This window comes from Candidatus Poriferisocius sp., assembly GCF_965202595.1.
In the GTDB taxonomy this organism is placed as follows: Bacteria; Actinomycetota; Acidimicrobiia; order Acidimicrobiales; family Bin134; genus Poriferisocius.
On sequence record NZ_OZ241836.1, the window covers coordinates 1,614,032 to 1,637,439 of the forward strand.

18 protein-coding genes are annotated in these 23,408 nt (G+C 65.3%); all 18 read right to left on the bottom strand.

Annotated elements, in window-relative coordinates; genetic code table 11:
* Positions 1-161 precede the first annotated feature (161 nt).
* Positions 162-5,378 carry a fibronectin type III domain-containing protein gene (locus ACOGXC_RS07395; protein ID WP_419917562.1) on the bottom strand — a complete coding sequence of 1,739 codons (5,217 nt, stop codon included), beginning with the start codon at positions 5,376-5,378 and terminating at the stop codon, positions 162-164.
* 295 nt (positions 5,379-5,673) lie between these two features.
* Positions 5,674-6,201 carry a cell division protein SepF gene (locus ACOGXC_RS07400; protein WP_419917563.1) on the bottom strand — a complete coding sequence of 176 codons (528 nt, stop codon included), beginning with the start codon at positions 6,199-6,201 and terminating at the stop codon, positions 5,674-5,676.
* A 136-nt stretch (positions 6,202-6,337) separates the two neighbouring features.
* Positions 6,338-7,030: a YggS family pyridoxal phosphate-dependent enzyme gene (locus ACOGXC_RS07405; RefSeq protein ID WP_419917564.1), complete on the bottom strand. Its 693-nt coding sequence runs from the start codon at positions 7,028-7,030 to the stop codon at positions 6,338-6,340.
* Between the two features lie 144 nt (positions 7,031-7,174).
* The gene (ftsZ, locus tag ACOGXC_RS07410; RefSeq protein WP_419917565.1) at positions 7,175-8,251 is read right to left on the bottom strand and encodes a cell division protein FtsZ; all 1,077 of its coding nucleotides are present in this window, start codon (positions 8,249-8,251) and stop codon (positions 7,175-7,177) included.
* A gap of 95 nt (positions 8,252-8,346) precedes the next feature.
* Positions 8,347-9,216 carry a cell division protein FtsQ/DivIB gene (locus tag ACOGXC_RS07415; RefSeq protein ID WP_419917566.1) on the bottom strand — a complete coding sequence of 290 codons (870 nt, stop codon included), beginning with the start codon at positions 9,214-9,216 and terminating at the stop codon, positions 8,347-8,349.
* A 1-nt stretch (position 9,217) separates the two neighbouring features.
* A complete protein-coding gene (gene murB, locus ACOGXC_RS07420; RefSeq protein ID WP_419917567.1) occupies positions 9,218-10,165 on the bottom strand; it encodes a UDP-N-acetylmuramate dehydrogenase in 948 nt (315 codons plus the stop codon).
* Between the two features lie 35 nt (positions 10,166-10,200).
* Positions 10,201-11,574 (bottom strand): UDP-N-acetylmuramate--L-alanine ligase, encoded by a 1,374-nt coding sequence (gene murC, locus ACOGXC_RS07425; protein ID WP_419917568.1) that lies wholly within the window; start codon positions 11,572-11,574, stop codon positions 10,201-10,203.
* A gap of 72 nt (positions 11,575-11,646) precedes the next feature.
* Positions 11,647-12,789, bottom strand: coding sequence for an undecaprenyldiphospho-muramoylpentapeptide beta-N-acetylglucosaminyltransferase (gene murG, locus ACOGXC_RS07430; protein WP_419917569.1), 1,143 nt, complete (start codon positions 12,787-12,789; stop codon positions 11,647-11,649).
* 104 nt (positions 12,790-12,893) lie between these two features.
* Entirely contained in the window at positions 12,894-14,060 is a 1,167-nt protein-coding gene (gene ftsW / locus ACOGXC_RS07435; protein WP_419917570.1) for a putative lipid II flippase FtsW, read from the bottom strand.
* Positions 14,061-14,130: 70 nt separating this feature from the next.
* The gene (gene murD / locus ACOGXC_RS07440; protein ID WP_419917571.1) at positions 14,131-15,519 is read right to left on the bottom strand and encodes a UDP-N-acetylmuramoyl-L-alanine--D-glutamate ligase; all 1,389 of its coding nucleotides are present in this window, start codon (positions 15,517-15,519) and stop codon (positions 14,131-14,133) included.
* Positions 15,520-15,553: 34 nt separating this feature from the next.
* Positions 15,554-16,585: a phospho-N-acetylmuramoyl-pentapeptide-transferase gene (mraY, locus tag ACOGXC_RS07445; RefSeq protein ID WP_419917572.1), complete on the bottom strand. Its 1,032-nt coding sequence runs from the start codon at positions 16,583-16,585 to the stop codon at positions 15,554-15,556.
* Positions 16,582-18,066 carry a UDP-N-acetylmuramoyl-L-alanyl-D-glutamate--2,6-diaminopimelate ligase gene (locus ACOGXC_RS07450; protein WP_419917573.1) on the bottom strand — a complete coding sequence of 495 codons (1,485 nt, stop codon included), beginning with the start codon at positions 18,064-18,066 and terminating at the stop codon, positions 16,582-16,584. Before ACOGXC_RS07450 ends, mraY begins: the two co-directional genes overlap by 4 nt.
* Positions 18,063-19,850 carry a peptidoglycan D,D-transpeptidase FtsI family protein gene (locus ACOGXC_RS07455; RefSeq protein ID WP_419917574.1) on the bottom strand — a complete coding sequence of 596 codons (1,788 nt, stop codon included), beginning with the start codon at positions 19,848-19,850 and terminating at the stop codon, positions 18,063-18,065. Before ACOGXC_RS07455 ends, ACOGXC_RS07450 begins: the two co-directional genes overlap by 4 nt.
* Positions 19,847-20,185, bottom strand: a complete 339-nt coding sequence (locus ACOGXC_RS07460) for a hypothetical protein (RefSeq protein ID WP_419917575.1) — start codon at positions 20,183-20,185, stop codon at positions 19,847-19,849. Before ACOGXC_RS07460 ends, ACOGXC_RS07455 begins: the two co-directional genes overlap by 4 nt.
* A 92-nt stretch (positions 20,186-20,277) precedes the next feature.
* The gene (rsmH, locus tag ACOGXC_RS07465) at positions 20,278-21,258 is read right to left on the bottom strand and encodes a 16S rRNA (cytosine(1402)-N(4))-methyltransferase RsmH (protein WP_419917576.1); all 981 of its coding nucleotides are present in this window, start codon (positions 21,256-21,258) and stop codon (positions 20,278-20,280) included.
* Between the two features lie 309 nt (positions 21,259-21,567).
* Positions 21,568-21,975 carry a division/cell wall cluster transcriptional repressor MraZ gene (locus tag ACOGXC_RS07470; protein ID WP_419917577.1) on the bottom strand — a complete coding sequence of 136 codons (408 nt, stop codon included), beginning with the start codon at positions 21,973-21,975 and terminating at the stop codon, positions 21,568-21,570.
* Between the two features lie 105 nt (positions 21,976-22,080).
* Positions 22,081-22,725: a hypothetical protein gene (locus tag ACOGXC_RS07475; RefSeq protein WP_419917578.1), complete on the bottom strand. Its 645-nt coding sequence runs from the start codon at positions 22,723-22,725 to the stop codon at positions 22,081-22,083.
* An 80-nt stretch (positions 22,726-22,805) separates the two neighbouring features.
* Positions 22,806-23,324: an HNH endonuclease gene (locus tag ACOGXC_RS07480; protein ID WP_419917579.1), complete on the bottom strand. Its 519-nt coding sequence runs from the start codon at positions 23,322-23,324 to the stop codon at positions 22,806-22,808.
* Positions 23,325-23,408 lie beyond the last annotated feature (84 nt).

A 23,408-nucleotide genomic window follows, 5' to 3' on the forward strand; every position in this document is an offset into this window, starting at 1 on the left:
ACCCACAAAAAACTCAACATAACCCCCACTATAACCACACACCCCCCCCCCCCCCCGCAAGCATTTCCACCACAAAACCGTTAACGGGAACCGGTCCCCGCCAGGGTTGACCCCGGGTGGTGAGGGACACCCCGGCGGGGAGAAACTAGGCAGGGGCGGGGTCAGTTGTTGCAGACGTCGTTGTTCAAATCAACAACGCTGTCGCCATAGCTGCCACGACCCAAGCGGCGACACTCCTCAGCCAGGATGCTCTTGTACACATCGCGATAGATGGCAGCCAGGGTGTCACCGGCTTTTTGGCGGGCTATGGCCTCGCGCCGGGTGTAGGGGAGTGAGCAGACATCGGCCACGCCGTCACCGTCGCTGTCCAAGGGGTAGGTGGTGGGCCCACCCAAAGAACGGTTGGCGCACCAGGAAGGCCCGGTAATCGTCCCCGAATAATAAGGACCCCCATCATTGGGCGGCGGAAACCCCGGCACAGCCAGAGCCTCACCACCACAAACCTCGCTACCGGGCTGGTTAGCACACTCAGCGTTCACCAACCGGCGATACAAATCGGGATACCGGTTCGCCAAGGTAATAACCGCGTTGTGACGGGCTATCGCCTCACGCCGGGTGTACGGCAACGAGCAGGTGTCGGCCACTCCGTCACCGTTGCTGTCCAAAGCAAACAAGCGGGCCCCACCCAAAGAGAACTCGGCGCAGAAACTCGGGCTATCGACGGGGCCGGAGTAGTAACCCCCATCACCCATCCGATCATCACCAGGAACGATGGTGGGCGAGGTACCCGCAGGGCCAGCACCCACCGCGTTGATGGCTCGCACCTCAAAGGTGTAACCCACCGGGCCAGTACCAGCATCAACCCCGGATATGACCGCTCTCGTCGTGGTGGCCCCAACATCGGCCCACTCACCAAAACCAGCACTCCCAACCCGGGTACGCCACTGCCAACTCGTCACCACAGAACCCCCATCGGTGCCCGCCATCCAGGTGACGGTGATGGTCCCGCCGGTGGCCGTCGCAGACACGCTGGGGGCGGCGGGCACCATCGCCGGCATCGCGGCGACGGTTGTCACAGCACCGGGTCCCATCGCGTTCTGGGCTCTAACCTGGAACGTGTAGCTGGTGCCGTTGACAAGGTTCAGCACCGGCACCGAGGTGGCATCAGCGCCCAAACCCACCCCAGTCAAATCCACCCACTCACCATCATCAACCCGCAAATGCCAGCCCGTCACCGCAGAACCCCCATCGTCACCGGGCATCCATGACAACGTGACTCTGCTGTCATCGGGTGTGGCGGTAACCGTCGGCGCAGCAGGGGTGCTAGCAGGGGTCGCGGTGTCAACCCCAACAGCACCATCGCCCATAGCGTTTTGGGCTCGAACCTGGAACGTGTAAGTGGTGCCGTTGACCAGGTTGGAGACGGGTACCGAGGTGGTATCAGCAGGGTGGTCCTGCCATTGGCCATCGCCGGTGCGCACCTGCCAACCCGTCACCGCAGACCCACTGTCATTGCCGGGAGTCCACGACACTGTGACCATCTCATCACCAGCGGTAGCAACAACCGTCGGCGCAGCAGGCACCGTCGCCGGCGTTGCGGTGACGGTGGCGGCGGTGCCGGGACCCATCTTGTTCTGGGCTCTGACCTCGAACACATAACCAGTGCCGTTCATCAAATCACCAACATCGGCAGTGGTGGTAGAAGCAGCCACATCAACCCAGGTGCCATAATCACCATCGCCGGGCTTGGTCCGGTACTGCCACCCCGTAACCGGGGCAGCCCACGACGATTCACCCACCTCACCACTCACACCAGCGGCCCAACCCAAAGTGACCATCATATCACCAGCGGTGGCGGTCACCGCCGGGGCGGGCGGCACTGCGGAGGGAGTGACCGCGTCGGACTCAAACGAAGTGCCGATCACTTCGGTATCGGTGGTTATGGCTCGTATTTGGAAGGTGTAGGCCCGCCCGTTGGCCAAACCATCCACCACCAGGCTGCGGGCCGATGCCCCACCGGTGACCGCCGTCCACGAACCATAACCCCCACCAGCGGTTTTCATACGATACTGCCAACCCGAAACGGTGCTACCCCCCGTGTCGGCCGGTGTCCATACCAGCGTGACCTGCCCATCGCCGGGGGTGGCTTGCAGCGAGCCGGCTGCGGGCGCACCGGTCGGTGTCACCGGACCAACCACCCCAGCCGCGGGCCCAGCGCCGAACCGGTTCACCGCCCGCACCTCGAACTCATAGCCCACCCCGTTGACCAAACCCCGCACCGGCACACCTGCTGTTTCAGCCGGATGTCTGGGTGTCGCGGTGGCCGGCGACGGGTTCTGCGGCTGCGCGATAGGGGTTCCCAACGCCTGCCACGCATCAAAAGTGTTGCTGCCGGCACGGCGCACCCGAACCTCATAACCCAAAACCGATGTCCACTTCACATCCCCCGCAGAAGCACCCCGCAACGGGGCCACCACAGTGATCTTCACCTCACCATCACCCGCCACCGCCATCACCTGACGAGGCGCTTGGGGCACCTTACCAGGCACCACTTCCAGCGACTGCGCCGCCGCACCGTTACCGGAGTTAGCGGGCAACTGGCTTGAGGGCACCCACTCAGCCAACCCGTTCACCGCCCGCACCTGGAACCGGTACAGGCTGCCATTGGTCAAACCCCTCACCACAGCCGAAGTCGTCGACGGCCCCGAACCCGCAACCGGTGTCCAAGTCGTTTCCCAAGCCCCGAACGCGGCATCAGCCGCCGCCCGTGACTGTTTGCGATACTCCCAACGGATGATCGGCGGACCCCCAGACCCTGCCGAGGTCCACGACAACACCACCTGACCATCACCACCAGTCGCGGTTAACCCTGCCGGGGCCGGGGGGTTCACACCCGGTATCACCACCTTGTCGGGGATAGCGTCGGAGGCTTCGTTGGTCAAACCGGCACCGTTGGAATACAACACCACCCCTGGCAACATGTTGTTGCCGTGCCGGTTCAGCCCCCTGACCCTGAACTCATAGGCCACCCCATTACGCAAACCCGACACCGTGACCCCATCAGTGGTCACACTGGTGCTGCCCGCAGCCCGATTAGCGAACCGCTCCCCAGTGTTGGCCACCGCCCACGGCGACCACTCACCACCGGCGGGACGATACGAATACTCCCAAACCGTCTCGGAATTCGTACCCTCAGCATCAGTGAAAGCATTCTCATAAACCACCGCATAGTATCTGTATCTAATATTATTAGCAGTAGCGAAGCGGCTTTCCTCTTTGGGTTGCACAATGTTCAACCTCACCTGACCATTACCCGGCACCGCCAACACCTCCGGACGAGTCCGGGGGGTACCGCCCCAATTCGCAGCGCCCGGCAAAGGCGGAGCCCCGAAAACAAACGGCACCGTCTCGTACACATAACCCTCACCCACATCAGTCACCGTCCGCTCCCGAAATGTGTAAGTCTCCCCAACCCGAAAAGTCACCTCATCGAAACGCTCAGTCGCACTGTTAATACTACCCTCCTGAGTAACCCACCCACCCCACGGCCCATCACCAACCCTCCATGCCCACTCAAACCTCGACTTACTACCACCATTAAAAGAACCCGATGCGACCACCATATGAGGCTTGGCATTGCTATCAGTAAGAGGATCAGTGATATAACCCCGCAAATTCACACTCTCCGACCTAGAGGCAAGCCCTTTAACAAAGTCCACCCTCACCACCCCCGACACCAAACCCTCACCCCTAGCATTCACACCCCGCATCACAAAATAATGATCCCTCACAGCTAAATCCCTGGCACAATCACCATCAGGACAATAAGTAGCCCCAAGTTGCCTAGGATCAACAAGCCTACCCGTGGGCACCGTCACCGACCGCAACCCCCCACAAGTCGGATCCGCCCCCTGGCTGTTATCACACAAATTCTTCCAATCCCCAGAAGACAAAGATGCCAACTCATTCACATCTTCTTTGCGCACGTACTGCCACTTCGTTATCGGCGAACCACCATCATCCACCGTCCACGACAAAACCACCTGATGCAACCCCAACGCATAATCCGACACCGCCTCCGCAGACACCACCGGCGCCGCCGGCACCGTCCCCGGATAAACAACCCCCGACATCACCGCCACCTCACCAGCCCCAACATTGCTCACCGCCCGCAACCTGAACCGATACCCAACACCGGCCGTCAAACCCGTAACCGGAAACGACGTAGTCGTGTCGTCACCCGGTATGGCAACCCAACCACCCCACTCACCGTCACCTGCCCGCACCGAATACTCATAACGCCGGAACTTATCATCAACAAGATTAGCCGGCCGCCTCCAACTCAACGTCACCGACGACATTGTCACCGTCCCGGTACGGAAGTCAAGCGGCGCTCCCAACACCACACCCGGCCACACGAACCCAGAACGCGCCGGTGTACCCGCACCCAACGCGTTAACCGCCCGCACCTCAAACACATAATTCTTGGTATTATCCAAACCACCCACAACATGAGACCTGGTCCCAACCCCGCCAGGAACCCGATGCCAACCAGCATTAGTCAACGCCCTATAACTCTCGGCCCACCGAACCTCCCAACCCGTCACCGGGGCTTGAACAACCCCCGGCGTAGACCACGACAACAACGCCGACTTGTCACCCGGCATCACCACAAAGTCACGAGGAGCACCCGGTTTGCCTGCTAATACAGTTGGCCCCACCTCACCGGTGGCACCGTTGCCGTGTTTGTTGACCGCTCGCACCCGGAACGAGTAGCCGACATCGTTGACCAAACCCTTGACCACGAACGATTCGCGTTCTTTAGCCGCACTACCGTCATCAGCCATTATCGACCACCCCGACCACTCACCATCACCCCGCTTGATCGCGTACTCGTAGCGCAAAATATCGGTGAACCCCGACCCTGGTACCTCACCGGATGCTTTGGTCCACTTCAACGTCACCTGGGAATCGCCAACCTCAGCGCGCAACCCTGCTGGAGCCGGGGGAACGCCAGACATCAAATGCCCATCCGCCGCTTCACTAGCCTCACCAGGACTCCCCGCTCCCGCAGAGTTCACCGCCCGCACCCAGAACCGGTACCTGCTACCAACCGTCAAACCCGTCACCACAACCGACCGAGCAGCCCCACCACCAGAAACCGGTTGCCACACAACCTTACTACGATCCCCCGAAGTACCCGTCACCCTGTCCACCAGCGGAACCCACACAGTCCCACCAGCCTCCCGCTCCGAAAACGCGTACTCATAACGCACCTCACCCGACCCCGGCGAACCCCACGACAACCGCACCTGACCACCACCCAACACCACCACCACCGGCGACGACGGAACACTCGGCACATTCTGCGCACCCACACCCCCCACCGAAACCAACACCGACCCCAACAAAACCAGGGCAACCCCAAAGGGCAGCGCTACACGCCTACCCCCCCCCCCCTACTGAATCAAACCGACCAGCCATCACAAGGCCACCCTTCCCGAAACGACCAGAACCCCAAAGCCCCAGCCAAAAACGATTAGCAACACCACAACACTACCATCACCCCCCCCCCCCCGCGCAAGTACCCCCCACAAAATCTTTAGTTTTGGCTGAATTACCGGGATCTGGACGCAGCAGTGGTACCTACCCGCGTGTTGGAGTCGGTCGGCATCAGGGTTCCCTGTAGCCTGCCTCCTCGATGCGGCGACGCTCCTCGGCTGACACCTCGACGTTGGAGGGGGTGAGCAGGTAAACGTGCTCGGACACCCTCTCCATCCGTCCATCCAGCCCGTAACAAAGACCGCTGGAAAAATCTATTAGCCGGCGGGCCACCTCCCGGCTGCCGTGCTGAAGGTTCACGATGACGGCCTGCCCTCCCCTGAAGCAATCCCCCACATCTTTGGCATCGTCGAACGACATCGGGGTCACCACTGCCGGTCGAGAAGAGGTGGAGGGGATGGGGCGGACGAAACTGGTCCGGGTTTGAGCAGCCCTGGCCTCAACCTCGGATGCCGCGGTCGGGGGAATGGGCCGGACCGAACCGGTATCGGCATCGGTCGAGTACTGCACATCGGGCACCGGTGCCACCAGGCGCATGCCGGCGGAATCCTGCTCCGCAGGCATCCCCGGGGGTAACTCCTTCTCGGGCTGGCTCCCGAACCCGAACAACAACTTTGTTTTCTGCCATGTGGTGGACATCCGAATATCCCCTCCCAGCATTATTGCATCTACTTCAACCGATGGTACAGCAAGCAACTACCGCATCGGGGACCCATGCAACAAACCCACCGTCGACCGCTGATCGTCGCCAGGGCCTGTGTCTTTGGAACACCCCTCAGCGGGGACGGGCACCGAACAGCGCCGAGCCCACCCGCACAATGGTGGCTCCCTCCTCCACGGCAACCTCCAGATCGGCGCTCATGCCCATCGAAAGGTCGGCCAGACCCAGTTCCGCGGCCTGGGTCGCCAGCATGCGGAAACCGGGTCGGGCCTGTTCCGGCAGCCCCGGGCGGCCCACCGCCATCAGACCGGCAACCTCCAGACCGGCCCGGCGGCAGTCGCCCACCAATCGAGCAGTGTCCTGCGGCCGGCACCCCCCTCGGCCCCCCGTACTGGCGATGTCCACCTGTACCAGCACGCGAGCGCCCGGGGCCCAACGGGCGATCTCGGCCGCCACCTCAGAACGATCCACGCTCTGCCATAGTTGCACCAGGTCGGCAATCCTGCGGATCTTGTTGCGCTGGAGCCGGCCGATGAAGTGCCACCGGGGCTGGGGTTGGATATCGGGGTTGTCGCGACAATCACCCGCCTTGGCCACCAGTTCCTGGGCGTAGTTCTCCCCCAGATCCAGCAGGCCGGCACCCACCGCAGCCGCCACTGCCTCGGGACCGAAACCCTTGGTCACCGCCACCACCCGAACACCGTCACCCCCGGCGCGAGACAGCCGTTGCCGCAGAGCAGCCAAACGCCGGGCGACCTCCGATGCGTCAATCACATCCGGTGCCCGATCCGGCACCCGATCCGGCACCCGGCGATGGGGATCACTCGAATTGTCCTGGACAGAGCCCGGCGATGGGGATCACTCGAATTGTCCTGGACAGAGCCCGGCGATGGGGATCACTCGAATTGTCCTGGACAGAGCCCGGCGAGCTTATGGCACCCGGTGATGGGGCTATCGAAGGAACGATGGGATGTCGAACTCGTCTTCCTCATCGGAAGCCAAAAGATCGTCGTCGGTTCCCCCGAACACATCGGGGGTTGCCGAAGGTGGTCTGGTTGCCATCCGGGTGGCCCGCTCGCCCTCCCACCGATCGAAACCGGCAGCGATCACCGTCACCCGGATGTGGTCGCCCATCGAATCGTCGACCACCGTACCGAAAATGATGTTGGCATCGGGATGAGCCACCCCCTGGACTATCTCCGCCGCCTCGTTCACCTCGAAGATACCCAGTCCGGGACCACCGGATATGTTGAGCAGGATACCGCGAGCCCCCTCGATGGAGGCTTCCAGCAACGGGCTGGAGATGGCCTTGCGGGCCGCACCGGCCGCCCGGCCCTCGCCCGAGGAAATGCCGACACCCATGAGCGCCGACCCGGCATCGTGCATCACCATCCGCACATCGGCGAAATCGGTGTTGATGAGACCCGGGGTGGTGATGAGATCAGTGATGCCCTGAACCCCCTGAAGAAGCACCTCGTCGGCCATGCGGAACGCATCCACCACCGAGGTGTTGTCGTCGGCGACGGCGAACAGGCGGTCGTTGGGGATGACGATCTGGGTGTCAACCTTGTCCCTCAAAGCCTGTATCCCGCTCTCGGCCTGCACCGAGCGGCGCCGGCCCTCGAAGCCGAAGGGACGGGTCACCACCGCGATGGTGAGCGCCCCGAGGCTCTTGGAGATCTCGGCAATAACCGGGGCCGCTCCGGTGCCGGTACCGCCCCCCTCACCGGCGGTGATGAACACCATGTCGGCTCCGCTGAGCACCTCCTCGATGTCCTTGCGATGGTCGGCGGCGGCCTGAGCCCCAACCTCGGGATCACTGCCCGCGCCCAACCCTCGAGTCAGCTCTCGACCGATGTCAAGCTTTACCTCAGCCGAACTCATGAGCAGAGCTTGAGCGTCGGTGTTGACAGCCACGAACTCGACACCACGCAAGCCGGATTCGATCATACGGTCAACCGCATTGACACCTCCACCGCCCACGCCGACGACCTTGATGACGGCCAGATAGTTCTGGGGTTCACTCATGGGTATTCCTCTCAGGTCTTATCCTCTACAAACGGTTTATCCGAATGGAGAGTTCAGGGTTAAGAACCTATTCCTCTAGTTGAGGTATATCCAGCTTAAGAGCAATCCTCGTGCCGGGTCAAGACGGGGAGTTCGGGAACACTGAGATTCACTTTCTCCAAACAGTTCAAATCGGCTTTGGCCAGCACGGTGGCCAAGGCGGCCGCCTTTCCGAAGGGGTCGTCCCTACCTCCCCAATGGACCTCCCCGGCTTCGAGGAGGTCCACGATCACCTGGTTGTTCCTCAAGAAGATCAAACCGATACCGTCACCGCCAAGAGGTATCAGAGCCTCGCTGACCTCCAGGAGGGGCAAGGACGGTTCCCGCAACCACTTTCCCGGTTCGGGAACCGGGCTGAACAGCACCACGGGCAGATCCCCACGATCGGCATCCACTTGGAGCACCCGGCCCCGCCGGTCGACCAGCGCCCATGCTTCATCAATCGGGATCTGGGCAACCGCCTCCCGCTCGGTGATGTCAAAGGTGACCCTGCCCCCCCATGTCCGGCTGGAGCGAACTTGATCCACCCAGGGTAGGGCGGCGATGGCAGTGCGGGGACCCGACAGATCCAGCCCCAGAAGCGGGGTTCCCGGCTCGACAGCCGCGACCTCCAGCACCTTGCCAGCGCCGGTACGGGACGCACCGATGACCTCGACCTCGTCCACATCCAGCAGGGCACTTTGGGAAATCCCGTAGGCCGCGGCCACCAGGGCAACGACCACCCCCACGGTGATCCACAACCGGAGCCACCGCCGGGACCTGACATCATGGCCCCGAGCCTCGATCCGGGGATCAACCTGGGGGGGCTCGCTTCGCCGGTTAGCAACCTGCCGAGCCTCCACCTGAGGATCAACCGGAGGGTTGCCGGCCTGAAGCGGGGGTAGAGGTTGACCTCCGGGCCGTCCCGGTGTGCGATCCGAGGGCATCTCAACCGGCCTGATCGCTCCATGGGCCCAACCCGAAACCCACGAGACGAGTCTCCGGTTGCAGCGCAAGGCCGTAACCGGCCCGCACCCGGCTGAAGACCTCGCACATCAGGGCAAAGAGATCGTCGGCCGAGCCGTCCCGGTCGGCAATGAAGAAGTTGGCGTGCTTGACCGAGACCGAAGCAGTACCCACGCGGTACCCCTTGAGGCCGGCGGCCTCGATGATCCGCCCCGAGTGATCGCCATCGGGGTTGGTGAACACCGATCCGGCATTCTGGCCTCCGGGCTGGTTGTCGCGCCTCCAGGCCACGATGCCGGCGATGCGGGCGTGGGCAGCCTCGACATCCCCCTCGACCAGGTTCATTTCGGCCCCGACCACCAGGTGGTGATCGGCCAGAGCGGAGCGCCGGTAACCCAGATCAAGCCTTCCCTTATCCCAATGCTGCACCTCGCCGGCTCGTAGATCCAAGATCTCGGCCCGGACCAGGCAGGCCGACAGGTCGGAACCGTGACCGCCGGCGTTCATGCGAATCCCGCCTCCCAGCGACCCCGGCACCCCGACGGCCCACTCCAGGCCGGTCAGCCCGGCAGCCGCACTGCGGCGGGCCAGCACCGGAAGCCCGGCGGCACCCCCGGCCCGGAGCCGCGAGCCGTCGATTTCCACCCCGTCGCACCCGGAACCCAACCAGATGGCCACGCCGTCGAATCCGGCATCGGCTACCAGCAGGTTGGAGCCCTTGCCCACCACCAGCACATCGCATCGGTGGGCGGCCAGAACTTCGGCCACCGCGGCCCGGTCGGCCACCGCGGCGAGGGTCACCCCGATCCGGGCGGCTCCTCCCACCCGGTAGGTGGTGACCGGACCGATAGGGAGTTCCCGGCACACCGCCCCGGCACCCAACACACCGGCCAGGTCCCGGGCCAAACGATCCCAATCGATGCCGCTCATCGCCGTCCGGCCAGCACGGAAATAACCAGCACCGCTCATCGCCGCCCGGCCAGCAGGGGAATAACCCGGGGGGGCAGCTCGGTCAGGTCACCGGCGCCCAGGGTGAGGCATAGATCCCCGGGGCGCAACAGGGCCGCCAGATGGTCGGCGACATCGTCGAGGTCGGCCACGTAGGAAACATCCCACTCCGGATGAGCCTCGGACACCGCCCGGTGGATCAACTCTCCGGAAACACCAGGAACGGGCGACTCACCCGCAGGGTAGATATCGGTGATTATCACGATGTCGGCGCACTCGAAGCAATGGGCAAACGTCGGCCAGAGGTGCGAGGTTCGGGTATAGCGATGGGGCTGGAACACGCACACTACCCGCTCCCAGTTGCCCTCGAACCCCGTTCTCAGCGCGGCAGCCACCTCGGTGGGCAAATGGGCGTAGTCGTCGACGAAGTCAACCCCGGCTGCTTGCCCGCGCCACTCGAACCGCCGAGTCACCCCCTCGAAGTTGGCCAGAGCCCCGATGGCGTCGGGCCAATCCACCCCCAGCTCACGGGCCATGACCAGAGCACCCAGAGCGTTGAGGGCGTTGTGGTCGCCGGGCATGGGCACTGTGACCTGCCCCACCGGCCCATCGGGGCCATGTATCTCACCGAAGGTCTTGTACCGGTGGCGGCGCAGGGGTACCCAGCGGTAGCCGGCATCGGATCCCCGGCCATACAGAACCCGGCTGCAACCCTCGGATGCCTTGAGAGCCCCGGCATCGTCGGCACACACCACCAGGCCACCGGCCGCTCCGGCGCAGAACCGGGCGAACTCCGCCTCCAGCTCGGCCACAGGGCGGTCGGGGCGCAGGTGATCGGGTTCCACGCTGGTCACCACCGCCCGGTTCACCGCCAGCTCGTTGAAGGTTCCGTCGCTCTCATCGGCCTCCACCACGAACCACGGGCCATCGGACCAGCGAGCCCCGATGCTGCCCCCCGCCAGAACCCCACCCACGATGAAACCGGGATCACTCCCGGCCGCCACCAGCACATGCGACAGCATGGCCGCGGTGGTGGTCTTCCCATGGGTGCCGGCCACCGCCACGGTGGTACGCATTCCGGTGAGGGCCGACAGAATCTCAGCCCGGCGGTGCACGGGTATCCCGGCCCGGCGGGCGGCGACCACCTCGGGATTATCGTCGCCGATAGCGGTGGATCGGGCCACCATATCCACCCCCGACACCCGGGAGGGGTCATGGCCGGCGAAGACCTCCACCCCGATCCCCCGCAGTTGATCGAGCACCGGAGTGTTAGCCAGGTCGCTGCCGCTAACCGAGCATCCCATCTTGTGCAGCACAACCGCGATCGCCGACATGCCCGCACCCCCCACCCCCAGTATGTGAACCCGGGCCGGTAAGCACAGCTCGACCATAGGCCCTATTGTGGCCTCATCCCGCCACCTTCCCGGAGCGGGAACACCTCGATACCATCCATCCCCCCGACCTTATTGTGGCCTCATCCCGCCACCTTCCCGGGGATGGCGGGCCCACTTTTGGAGCAGATCGACCACCTGGTTGTCGGCATCGCGGTGCCCCAAACCGGCTGCCGCCCGGCCCATGGAGGCGAGGAGCTCCGGTGCCGCCAGCAACCGGTCCACCTCGGCGGCCATGCGGCGACCATCCATCTCCCCGTCGCGCACCAGCACCGCCCCACCGGCGGCCACCAGCCCGGCGGCGTTGGCGGTCTGGTGATCACCGGGGGCCCACGGCAGCGGAACCAGCACCGAGGGCAGGCCCACCAAGGCCAACTCGGCCACACTGGTTGCCCCCGCCCGGCCCACCAGCAGATCGGCGGCGGCGTACACCCCGGGCATGTTCTCCTCGAACTCCACCGCCCGGTAGTCCAGCAAGGCACCCGCCAGGTCGGGCCGCAGGGGGGCCAGATCCTGCCAATCCCTTCGACCCACCACGTGGTACAGGGTCAGATCATCGCGATCGGCCCAGAAGCGGGCCGCCTCGAACGCGGCCCGGTTGATGCGGGCGGCCCCCAGAGACCCGCCGACCACGACCACCAGGCGACGCCGGCGGTCCACACCGAGGGCCGCTCGGGCGCAGTCCCGGTCCCGGTCCCGATCCACTGCCTGCACCTCGGCGCGCACCGGGTTGCCGGTCAGCACCGGACGCGGCAGCTCCGTCCCCGGGAACGACACAGCGGATGCCCGGGCCCAGCGCCCCGACAGGCGGTTGGCCACACCGGGTACCGCGTTCTGCTCCGCGACGACAACCGGGATCCATAACAGTCGGGCGGCCAGCGCGCACGGCAGGCTGGCGTAGCCGCCCAGTGCCAGCACCACCGCCGGCCGGAGCCGGCCCAGCAGGTATCCGGCCCGGACCCCGGCCCGGACCAATCCCCAGAGCGCCGACAGGTTCTGCCAGGACAGGCGGGACAGGCGGCGTTCGATACCCCGCCCCGGCAGCATGGTCAGCTCGAACCCCGCAGCGGGCACCAGGTCACGCTCCACGCCACGAACCGACCCCACGAAACGGATGCTTTCGGACTCGCAGCCCCGGCGTACCAGCGCCCGGGCCACCGCCAGGCCGGGATGGACATGGCCGGCCGTTCCCCCCCCGGCTATGACCACCCACACCCGATCTCTCCGGCCGGGCGCACCCCGGCCCCCAGCGAGCTTCGACCAAAAGCGGTTCGAATAGGGCCGATCGGCTCCCGATCTGCCGGGCGCACCCGGCCATTTCATGCTTCGACCCGGATCTGGCGGGATATGTTGAGCAGCACCCCCGCCGAGGCCATGTTCATCAGCAGGGCGGACCCCCCGACCGACAGGAAGGGCAGGGGAACCCCGGTGACGGGCAGCACCCCCACCACCGCGGCGATGTTCACGAACGCCTGAACCCCCACCCACATGGTGATGCCCGCCGCCAGCACTTGCCCGAACCGGTCCGGGCTGCTGACGGCAACCCCGAACCCGCAAATCACGAATACGGCGAACAGGGCGATGATCAACATCGCCCCCAACCACCCCATCTCCTCGGCGATCACGGAAAAAATGAAGTCGGTGTGAGCCTCGGGCAAGAATCCCCACTTGATCCGACTCTCGCCCAGCCCGGCACCGGTCAGCCCCCCGGAAGCGATGCCCACCTTCGACTGTATGGTCTGCCAGCCGGTGTTGAGCGGGTCGTCCCACTCGTTGAACAACGACAGCACACGGTCTCGGCGGTAGCCCGATCCCCACGCCGCCAGAGCAGCCACCCCCCCGCTCAGCAGCGACCAACCGGTCAGGGGAACGAGGGGTACCCCAGCCATGAACAGTGAGGCGAAGGCGATAAACCCGATTATCACCGCGGTTCCCAGGTTCGGCTGAAGAAGGATGAACCCGGCCATCAGGCTGCACACCAGCAGCACCGGGCGGATGGTGATGCGGGCATCGTCCTCGCTGCCGGCCTTGTCGGTCAACCACGCGGCGGCGAACAGGGCCATGGCCAGCTTGGCCAGCTCCGAGGGCTGGAAGCTGATCGGGCCGAAATAGATCCAGCGGGTGGCCCCGTTCGCCGTTGTGCCGATCCCCGGTATCAGCACGGCGACCAGCAGCAGCAAGGTGAACGCCACGAGCAAACGGGCGTACTTCTGCCAGTACAGGTAGTCCACCCGCATTGTCACAATCATGGCGACGAACCCTCCCAGGGCCCAGAAGAGCTGGCGCTGGAAGGTGAACCAGGGCGACTGCCCGGCATAGAGGCCGGTCACCGACGATACCGACAGCACCAGGGCCAGGCCCAGGCCGGTAAGGATCACAATCAACCCGGCCAGCAGGTAGAAGGGCTTGGTGGCCCGGCCCGCCGGTGGGGATAGAAGCACCTCGGCCCAAGCTCGCCGGGCGATGCGGGGGGAAACCGTGGTCATCGTGAACCTCCGATCAACGGGGCGGCTGTGGTGGACACTCGACCAGCGTCCCCGCCGGGGGAAACCGTGGTCATCGTGAACCTCCGATCAGCTCTTCAACCAGGTGGGCGAAGTGATCACCCCGCTGGGCATAGGACTCGTACCAGTCGAACGAAGCGCAGCCCGGTGACAGCAGCACGTCATCACCGGTGCGGGCCAGCCCCGCCGCTGAACTCACCGCCTCTTCCATCGAGGTTGCGACCACCACCGGGCACCGCCGGGCAAAAGCCTCCTGCACCTCGGGCGCGGCCTCACCGATGGCCACCACCGCTCGCAGCCGGCCGGCGATCTCGGCCATGGCCCCCAGGTCAAGGCCCTTGTTGCGGCCCCCGGCGATGAGAACCGCCGATTCCACCGACCGCACCGCGGCACGAACCGAGTGGGGGGTGGTGGATTTGGAATCGTCGTAATACCGGACACCGTTGTGCTCGGCCACCAGCATCATCCGATGGGGCAAACCCACCCATTGCCGCAGGGCCAACCGCACCCCATCCGGATGAGCACCCCCGGCCATGGCCACCGCCGCCGCCGCCAGTGCGTTGGACAGTTCGTGGGGCTGTGACCGCCGCAGTTCGGCGATGGGAACCAACTCTGTTGACCCGGCCCACAAAGCCTCGCCGCTCACCCGGTAGTCACCCTCGCCGGCGCCGTACTCCCCCCCGGGCCAAGCCGCCGGCCGGGTACCGCTCACCCGGTGATCACCCTCGCCGAGGCCGTACTCCACCACCCGACCCCGGCGGGGAGCGTGAGCCGCGACCACGGGGTCGTCACGGTTGACCACCGCAGTGGTGCCGCCGGCGGCTCTGGCCCACAATGAAGCCTTGGCCGCCCGGTAGCTCGCCAACGATTCATGGACATCCAGATGGTCGGGGGCGAAGTTCAGCCAGGCCCCCACTGCGGGGCGGTAGCACCGGCTATGACCCAGGCGGAAGGAGGATGCCTCGACCACGAACACCGCGGGTCGGGGGTCCCGGATGGCCTCCACCATCGGGGTCTCGGTGTTCCCGGCCACGCTCGCCGCGATGCCCGATGCCTCCAGCATGGACGAAATCAGAAGCGTCACCGTGGTCTTGCCGCTGGTGCCGGTCACCGCCAGGGTTGGGCGGGAATCCCACCGCTGGGCCAGATCCAACTCGGAAACGATCGGCGTGCCCGTGGCCGCCGCGGCCCCGAAGGCGGGATGGCGCTCGGGCAGACCCGGAGTGGGAACCATCACCCGCGCATTGGCCACCAGCGCCAACCATGCCTCGGGATCCGGTCGCTCCCGCAGGTTTATGCCCAGTTCGCCGGCATGGCTCAGGGCCCGGTCGTCGGGAGCATCGTCGGCGGCCACCACCGGATGGCCGCGCTCTGTCAATTGAGCCCCCACAGCCTGGTTGGCCACCGCGTAACCGGCCAAAAGAACGGGATCTGGACTCAATCCGCACCCCCGGCCAAAAGAACGGGATCCGGACTCAATCCGCACCCCCGACAGAAACGAAGTCGGCGTAGAACAGTCCCAGGGCCACCGCGGTGGCAAAACCGGTCATGATCCAAAGCCGGATGATCACCGTGGTCTCCGGCCAGCCGAGCAGTTCGAAATGATGATGGATGGGGGCCATCCGGAACACCCGGGTGCCGAAAACCTGGAAGCTGAAAACCTGGATGATCACCGACAGGGTCTCCATCACGAACAAGCCGCCGATTATGGGCAGCAGCAGATGGGTGTTGGTGGCCAGGGCCAGCGCGGCCAGCCCGGTACCCAGGGCCAACGATCCGGTATCACCCATGAAAATACGAGCCGGGGCGGCGTTCCACCACATGAACCCCGCGCTCGCTCCCAGCATGGCCGCGGCCAGGATGGCCAAATCCAGGGCGTGGGGAATGCCGTAGATGTCCTGGTTGCGAAAAGCCCAGAAGGCGATGAACACGAACGCGGCAAAGGCGAATATCGAGGAGCCCGCGGCCAGGCTGTCCAGACCGTCGGTCAGGTTCACCGCGTTGCTGGTGGCCAGGATGAGCAGCACCGCCCAGAGCCCCCAGCCCCATGACCCCAGGTCGATGTTCAGGGAGTCGTAGCGGGTGAACGAGAGCTCGGTGCGCACATCGGTGAAGTGGATCATCATTACCGCGAATCCCACCGCCACGGTCAAAAGACCCAGGACCTTGGTCCGCTTGCCCAAGCCCAGGTTTCGCTCCCGGGACACCTTGAGCCAGTCGTCGACAAAACCGACTATGGCCGAACCGGCAATGGCCACCATGACAATCAACCCGGTACGGGTGAAGATGCCGTTGTAGAGATCACTGATGACATATCCGGCCAGCCCGCCCCCCACGATGGCCACTCCGCCCATGGTAGGGGTGCCCGCCTTGCTGACGTGGCCTTGGGGACCGTCCTGGCGTATCGGCTGGCCTATGGAGTGCTTGCTCAAAAAGGTGATCAGCAACCGGGTGCCGATAACCGAGAGGGTGCCGGCGATGGCGACTGCGACGAGCAGGCGGATCATCTCGCGAACTCTCCTTGGCTCTTCCGGCCCAGGATCTCTCGTATCACCGCTCGGTCGTCGAAGGGGATCTCCCGATCCTCCACCACCTGGACGGTCTCGTGACCCTTGCCGGCCACGACCACTACATCGCCCTCGGAAGCCTCGGCCAGACCTCGGGCTATCGCCGCTCGACGGTCGACCAGGGCCACCAATGCCCCACCGCGTTCGCCTACCCCACCGGTTTCGGATACCCCCGACAGCACGTTATGGATGATGGTCTCCGGATCCTCAAAGCGAGGATTGTCGGAGGTCACGATGACCTGATCGGCCAGCCTAGCCGCCGCCCGACCCATCATCGGCCGCTTGCCGGCATCGCGATCACCACCGCAGCCGAACACCACCCTCAAGCACCCGGATCCGGTCACCAACTCCCGGGCCGCGGCCAGCACCTGGGCCAACCCATCGGGGGTGTGGGCATAGTCCACCACCACCGTGAAGGGCCGGTTCGACCCGATTACCTCGAAACGGCCCGGCACCGGAACCGCCGATTCCAACCCGGCCACCACCTCGGGCACCCCGACACCCAGCAGGAGTGCGGTTTCTGCCGCCGCCAGTGCGTTGGCGGCGTTGAACCTCCCCATCAGGGGCAGGCGCACATCCTGGCCCCGCCACCGCATGACCATGCCCCAGGATGGGCGGCCCCCGGCCTGCAGCTTGGCCTGGGGGGGAGTTCGGAACCGGACCATCAGGCGGCGAGGGTCATAGCCCACGGTGGGAATGCGGGATTGGTGCGCCAGCCGGTCCCCGTGCTCGTCACCCCGGTTGATTACCGCCCTGGCGGCCAGGTCGGGGGTGAACAGCCGAGCCTTGGCCGCGAAGTACCCCTCATCGGTGCGGTGATAGTCGAGGTGTTCGGGGGTGAGGTTGGTGAACACGGCGGCGTCGAAGCGGATACCGTCCACTCGATGCTGATGCAGTGCGTGACTGGAAACCTCCATGGCCACCACGTCCACACCGGCCGAGAGCCAACCAGCCAATCGGCGCTGTAGATCCAGCGATTCCGGGGTGGTCAGCGAGCCGGTCAGCGTGCCGAGGACCTCGGGGCGGAAACCGGCGGCCGCCAAAATCGAACCCAGCAAGCTGACCACCGTGGTCTTGCCGTTGGTCCCGGTTACCCCGATCATGGTCATCCAGCGGGCGGGGTGACCGTAGAATGCAGAACTCACGGGACCCATGGCCCGACGTACCGAAGCGGTTTCCAGCTCGGGGCAACCCAGTCCCAGAGCGCGCTCCACCACCAGAGCGGCCGCTCCCCGACCGAGGGCATCGGCGGCGAAATCGTGACCGTCGTGGTGCTTGCCCCGCACGCAGAAGAACAGGTCGCCGGGTTTCACCACCCGGGAGTCGTGAGCCAGCCCGGTGATGGTGGCTTGCCCGCGGCAACCGATCAGCTCCGGGGCAGCCGCGGCCAGCTCCGCCAGTGACCGGGCCGGGACGGTCACTGCCCAACCTGAGGGGTGGGAGCGGGCGTTGCCTGGGGGGTGGGAGCGGGTCCCAGCCTGGGCTTCACGGCGACAATGTCAACCGGGGGAGCGATGCGGAGACGTTGCAGGGAGTACTTGGCCAGATCGGCGAACAGCGGGGCGGCAGCCTGGCTGGCGTAGATGTTGGTGACCGGCTCGTCTATGACCACGATCATCGAGAGCTGGGGATTTTCTGCCGGATAGAAGCCGGCAAACGTGGCCGTGTGGTGAGTGAGTCCCTCGCTGTCCTCGTAGCCACCGCTCAACGACGCCTTCTGGCCGGTACCGGTCTTGCCGGCAATGGAGTAGCCCTCGACCTGGGCTTTGCGTCCCGTTCCCTCCCGCACCACGGTGACCAGCATCTGGGTCATCTGGTCGGCGGTGCTTTTCGACACGATCTTCCTCGCTTTGTCCCGCTTCAGCGGGATCTCCTGGCCATCAGCCGCGACCGCTGAGCGCACCAGGGTCGGGGGCACCCTGATCCCACCGTTGGCCAAAATGTTGTACGCCATCAAAACCTGCAAGGGGGTGACCAGGATGCCCTGACCCAGCGCGAAACTGGCCACATCGGTCCCGCTCCACTGCGACCTCGGTGGCATCAGGCCGGATGATTCACCCTTGAACCCCAGTTCGGTAACCGATCCCACCCCGAAGCGGGACAGGTACGCGTGCAAACGGTCGGAACCGAGCATCAGGGCCCATTCCACGGTACCGGTGTTGGACGAGCGGCCCAGGATTTCCTCCATGCTGTAAACCACGGTGCCGTACTCGGTGTGATCGGTGAACCTTTGATCGTAGAGATCGATCCAATGGTTCACCTCCCGCACATGGTGCGGTGCTCCCAACCCCTCCTCGATCACGCCGGAGAACACAACGCTCTTCATCACCGATCCCGGCTCGTAGGCCCAGGTAACCGCCCGGTTCTCGCCCAACGAGATCGGGTTACCCTCATCATCCCGGCCCACCGAAGCCATGGCCAGGATCTCACCGGTGGCGGGAACCATGATGATGACGGTGCCGCTGGAGGCGCTGACCTTCTCGATCTGGCGCTTCAGCGCTTGCTCGGCCTCGAACTGCAAGGAGCGGTCAATGGTCAGGAAAAGGTCGGCCCCCGACTTCTCGGGTTTGACCTCCCGAACCCCGGTGGGAATCGTGCGTCCGTCGTGACTTCTTTCCATTAGCATCTCGCCGGGGACCCCTCCCAGCATGCGGTCGTACTGGTACTCGAGGCCGCTGATGCCCTTCTGGTCCACATCCACCGACCCCACCACGGCCTGACCCAGAGAGTTGCCGGCAGGATTGAACCGGGCCGACTCCCTCAACAGGTACACGCCCTTCAACTTGAGGTCGCCCACCCGGGCGGCAACATCGTCAGGCACGGTGCGAGCCAGGTAGGTGTGCTGGTCGGGTTCGCTCAACCGCGCCAGGAGCCTTTCCTCGTCCATGCCCAGCACGGGGGCAAGGGCCGCGGCCGCCGCGGCCGGGTCTTCCACGTGAGTCGGGTCGGCCCAAACAGTTGTCTGGGGGACCGATATGGCCAGCTCCACCCCGTTGCGATCCAGGATGCGACCCCGGTCGGCCGCCAGCTTGACCTTCCGAATCCGCTGACCCTGGCCGTACTCCACATAGGCATCGGAGCTGAAGAGCTGAAGGTCGGCGAGCCGAACGCTGAGCCCCACTGCCACAAAGATGAAAGCCACCACGACCGCGATCCCTCGCCGGCGCCGGGAGCGGCTCCTGACGGCCTCCTTGGTGAGGATCACCTCGCTCTGATCCCGGTCGGGGCGGTCCCGGTTGGAGCACTGATCCCAGTTGGGGCACTGATCCCGGTTGGCTCCACCGGTGACAGGTAGATCAGATTCTCGGGTTCCACCATTCCCAAACGGAAGCGGGCCTCCGCCAGGATCCGGTCGGGGGCTTCGGACTGGCCAACATAAAGCTGAAGCTTGTCGTTCTGTACCTGGAGATCCTCGATCTCGTGGTTGAGGCTGTCGAGAGCGGTCTGACCATCAACTATCACCGCATGGAACACGGCCAGCAGGAACAGGCCGATGACCACCGTTACCGCAGCGCCCCACACCAGGTTCGGGATCAACATCCGAGGAGGGCTGGGGACGGCGCGAAGGTGCCGGGGGTAACGGTCTGCGGGCTCGGTCGATGCCGGATGCGGGAGGTGTTGGGGAGCAACCATCACGCGGCCCCCTCTTCCCGGCCCGTCTCCACCCTGGCGAAAGCCCGGAAGCGGGCGCTGGAGGCCCGGGGGTTGCCGGCAACCTCGGCCGGGCTCGGGCGGCGGCTGCCCCGGGGAATCAACTCGATCACCGGTGAACCCCCAACCGGGGACCGGGGCAGGCCGCGGAAGCGGGCTTCGTCGCTCAGGCCGGCTCGGCAACGCAACACCCGCTTCACAATGCGGTTCTCCCCGCTGTGGTAGCTGATGACCACCCCACGGCCCTGCGGCACCATCCGGTCGATAGCTGCGTTCAGGGCGGGCTCTATCTGACTCAGCTCATCGTTGACCGCGATGCGAATGGCCTGAAAGGTCCGCTTGGCGGGGTGCCCTCCCCGGCGCCGGGCCGCCGCGGGAATGGCACCACGCACCACATCGGCCAGGGCGGTGGTGGAGGTGATCGGCCGGGCGGCGGCAATGGCGGCGGCAATGCGCCCGGCGTAACGCTCATCGCCGTAGGTTCGCAGGATCTCGGCCAGATCCTCGACCGCCCACGAGTTGACCACCACATCGGCCGATCTCTCCTGGGTCCCGTCCATCCTCATGTCCAGCGGTCCGGCGTGGCGGTAGCTGAAACCCCGCTCGGGGTTGTCCAACTGGGGCGAGCTGACCCCGAGGTCGAACAGCACCCCCACCAGACCGGCCACCTGGAGGGAGTCCAACACCTCACCCAACTCGGCAAATCGGGCCTGGCGGATCGTGGCCCCCCGCCCGGCCAGGGCCACAGCCGCGGCCTCAACCGCCGAAGGGTCCCGATCGAGGCCGATGGGCAAGAGGTCGGGGCGGGCGTTGAGAAGGGCTCGCGTATGACCCCCTCCCCCCACGGTGGCATCCAGGAAGGGGCCCGGCGGAATCTCGGAAAGGTGCTCCACCATTTCGGACACCATCACGGGGTGATGCACGAATCGTCGATTCGGCACTGTCGGTGTCACCCCGTTCATGACTTTTCTTCCCTTTCAAAGTAAGGCGGCCGGCTGCACGCTCGGGCTGATGAGGAGTCAGCTTTTGCGCCCGGCGGATTCGGACAGCAAACTGGTCGCTAGTCGGCAGTCCCCCGCCCGGCGACCGCACTCCGGGATTTCTCCCCGGGGGTGCCGAATGGCAAGCGGGCGGAGTAGGGGCCTTCCATCTCGTCGGACGGAGGACTGCCCATTAGCGACCTGGATCGTTAAATCACACCTGCATCATCGATCCCCCTGGAGTGCCGGAAACCCGCATCATCGATCCGCCTCGCGAGCCGGAAACCCGCATCACAGCCACCGATCCACATCGACATCGCCAAGGTCGTCCTGGAGCGAATCCCACGCCGCCTCGTCCCACACCTCGCCACGGCTGAACACCCCGAGCAGCACCACCTGCTTGCCCATCCCGACCAGCTCGCGCTTGGTGGCCGGCAGGCTCAACCGGCCCTGGGCATCAACCGACACCGGCTCGAGGCTGGCAGAGAACCGGCGCAACTCGTCGCCGGGGGTCTCCCCGGCCCTTACTGCGGCCTCAAGCCGCTCCAGCGCGCCGCGGGCCTCACCAGCCGTCCATATTCCGAGACATCCCTTGTAGATGGCTACATAGGCCCCTTCGGCCAGCACCGATCTGAATGCTGCCGGCAACGAAAGTCGGCCCTTGTCGTCAAGCGAACGCCGATGCTCACCGGTGAGCATGGTTCCCCCCTGCCGGGGCCATATGCTTGCCTACCTGCTTGCCACTTTCTCCCACTAAGTCCCACTATAACCCCCATTGCCCCACAAAGCAAGACCTCTCAGGAGTTATTGCCGCAGAGCGGTCAGGAAGGCGGTGCGAATCTCGTCGGGGGGGGCATCCACCGGTTGGGCGGCAATCGACAGGGCCTCTCGAAGATCCTCGCTTTGGGGAGGCGGCACCGCGAGGCGGGCCAGCAGTTCCCCCGGGGCCCACCGGCGGTAAACAAGGGTTTGGAACCGGGCCGCAACCCGGGTGCGGCTCTGGGAGACCCCGACCGCTTTGGCCCCGTTCACCAGCACCTCACCCGGGCCCCGGCCGGCGAAACAAGCCACCCTGCCCCACCGTCCGGGCCGGTAGCAGTCGCTAACCTCCCCGCCGCTGACTCCCAGCGAGGCCAGCGCCGCCACCCACACCCGACCCAGCCACAGGGGGGCGCGGTTCATATCCTCGTCCCAGAGAGGGTCATCACGGCTGATCACAACGTCGATCCACACCGAGTCATAAGGGACCACCAGCACGGCCCCCCCACCGCTTCGGCGCCGCACCACCCCGGCATCATCGCCCGGATCGCCCACCGCAAGGTTGGGCTCCTGCGCCGAGCCCAGCACCAGCGCAGTGTCGATGGGTGACATCAACCACACCTGCCGGTGGACATCCACCCCCGGGCGCCGGGCGTGCAACTCCCCCACCGTCCCCCTCAAACGACGCACCGCCCACTCCCCCACAGTCCCACTCATATGTGGCCGTAGATCGGAGCCAACCCCAGAAATCGTTTCAGGCAGTCCGCGTTTCAGGCAGTCCGGGCCACGGGTTCGGCGGTTCGATCCAGGAAGGGCAACCAGTCGGACGGTACCTGGCCCACCGCGGAGGCCACCCAGGCGGAGCGGGGAGGCTCGGCCGGTGGGCGCATCAACCTCATCGGGGTTTCGGACAGCAACCGATCCCGCTTGGTCATGTTGCACCGGCGACAGGCCGCCACCACGTTTTCCCACGAGTGGGTGCCGCCCCGGCTGCGGGGCCGAACGTGATCAATGGAGTCGGCATGGCGGCCGCAGTACTGGCAGCGGTACCCGTCCCGGGCGAACACCCCCCGGCGACTGAGCCCACCCGTGCGAAAGAACGGCACCCGAACGAAGTAACTCAGTCGAACCACCGACGGCACCGGTAAGTCCAAACGCTCGGAGCGGAACCGCTCGTCGGACTCCAGCAGAACCTCGGCCTTACCCGCCAGCACCAGAATCAAGGCGCGCCGGGGGGATACCACGCTCAGCGGCTCAAAAGTGGCGTTCAGAACCAGTGCCCGGCTCATGAACAAGAACCATAGTGAACAAGACCACCCGATTTTTGCGGTTTACCCCGATCGCATCCCCGTTCAGCACCCCGACAAGCTGCG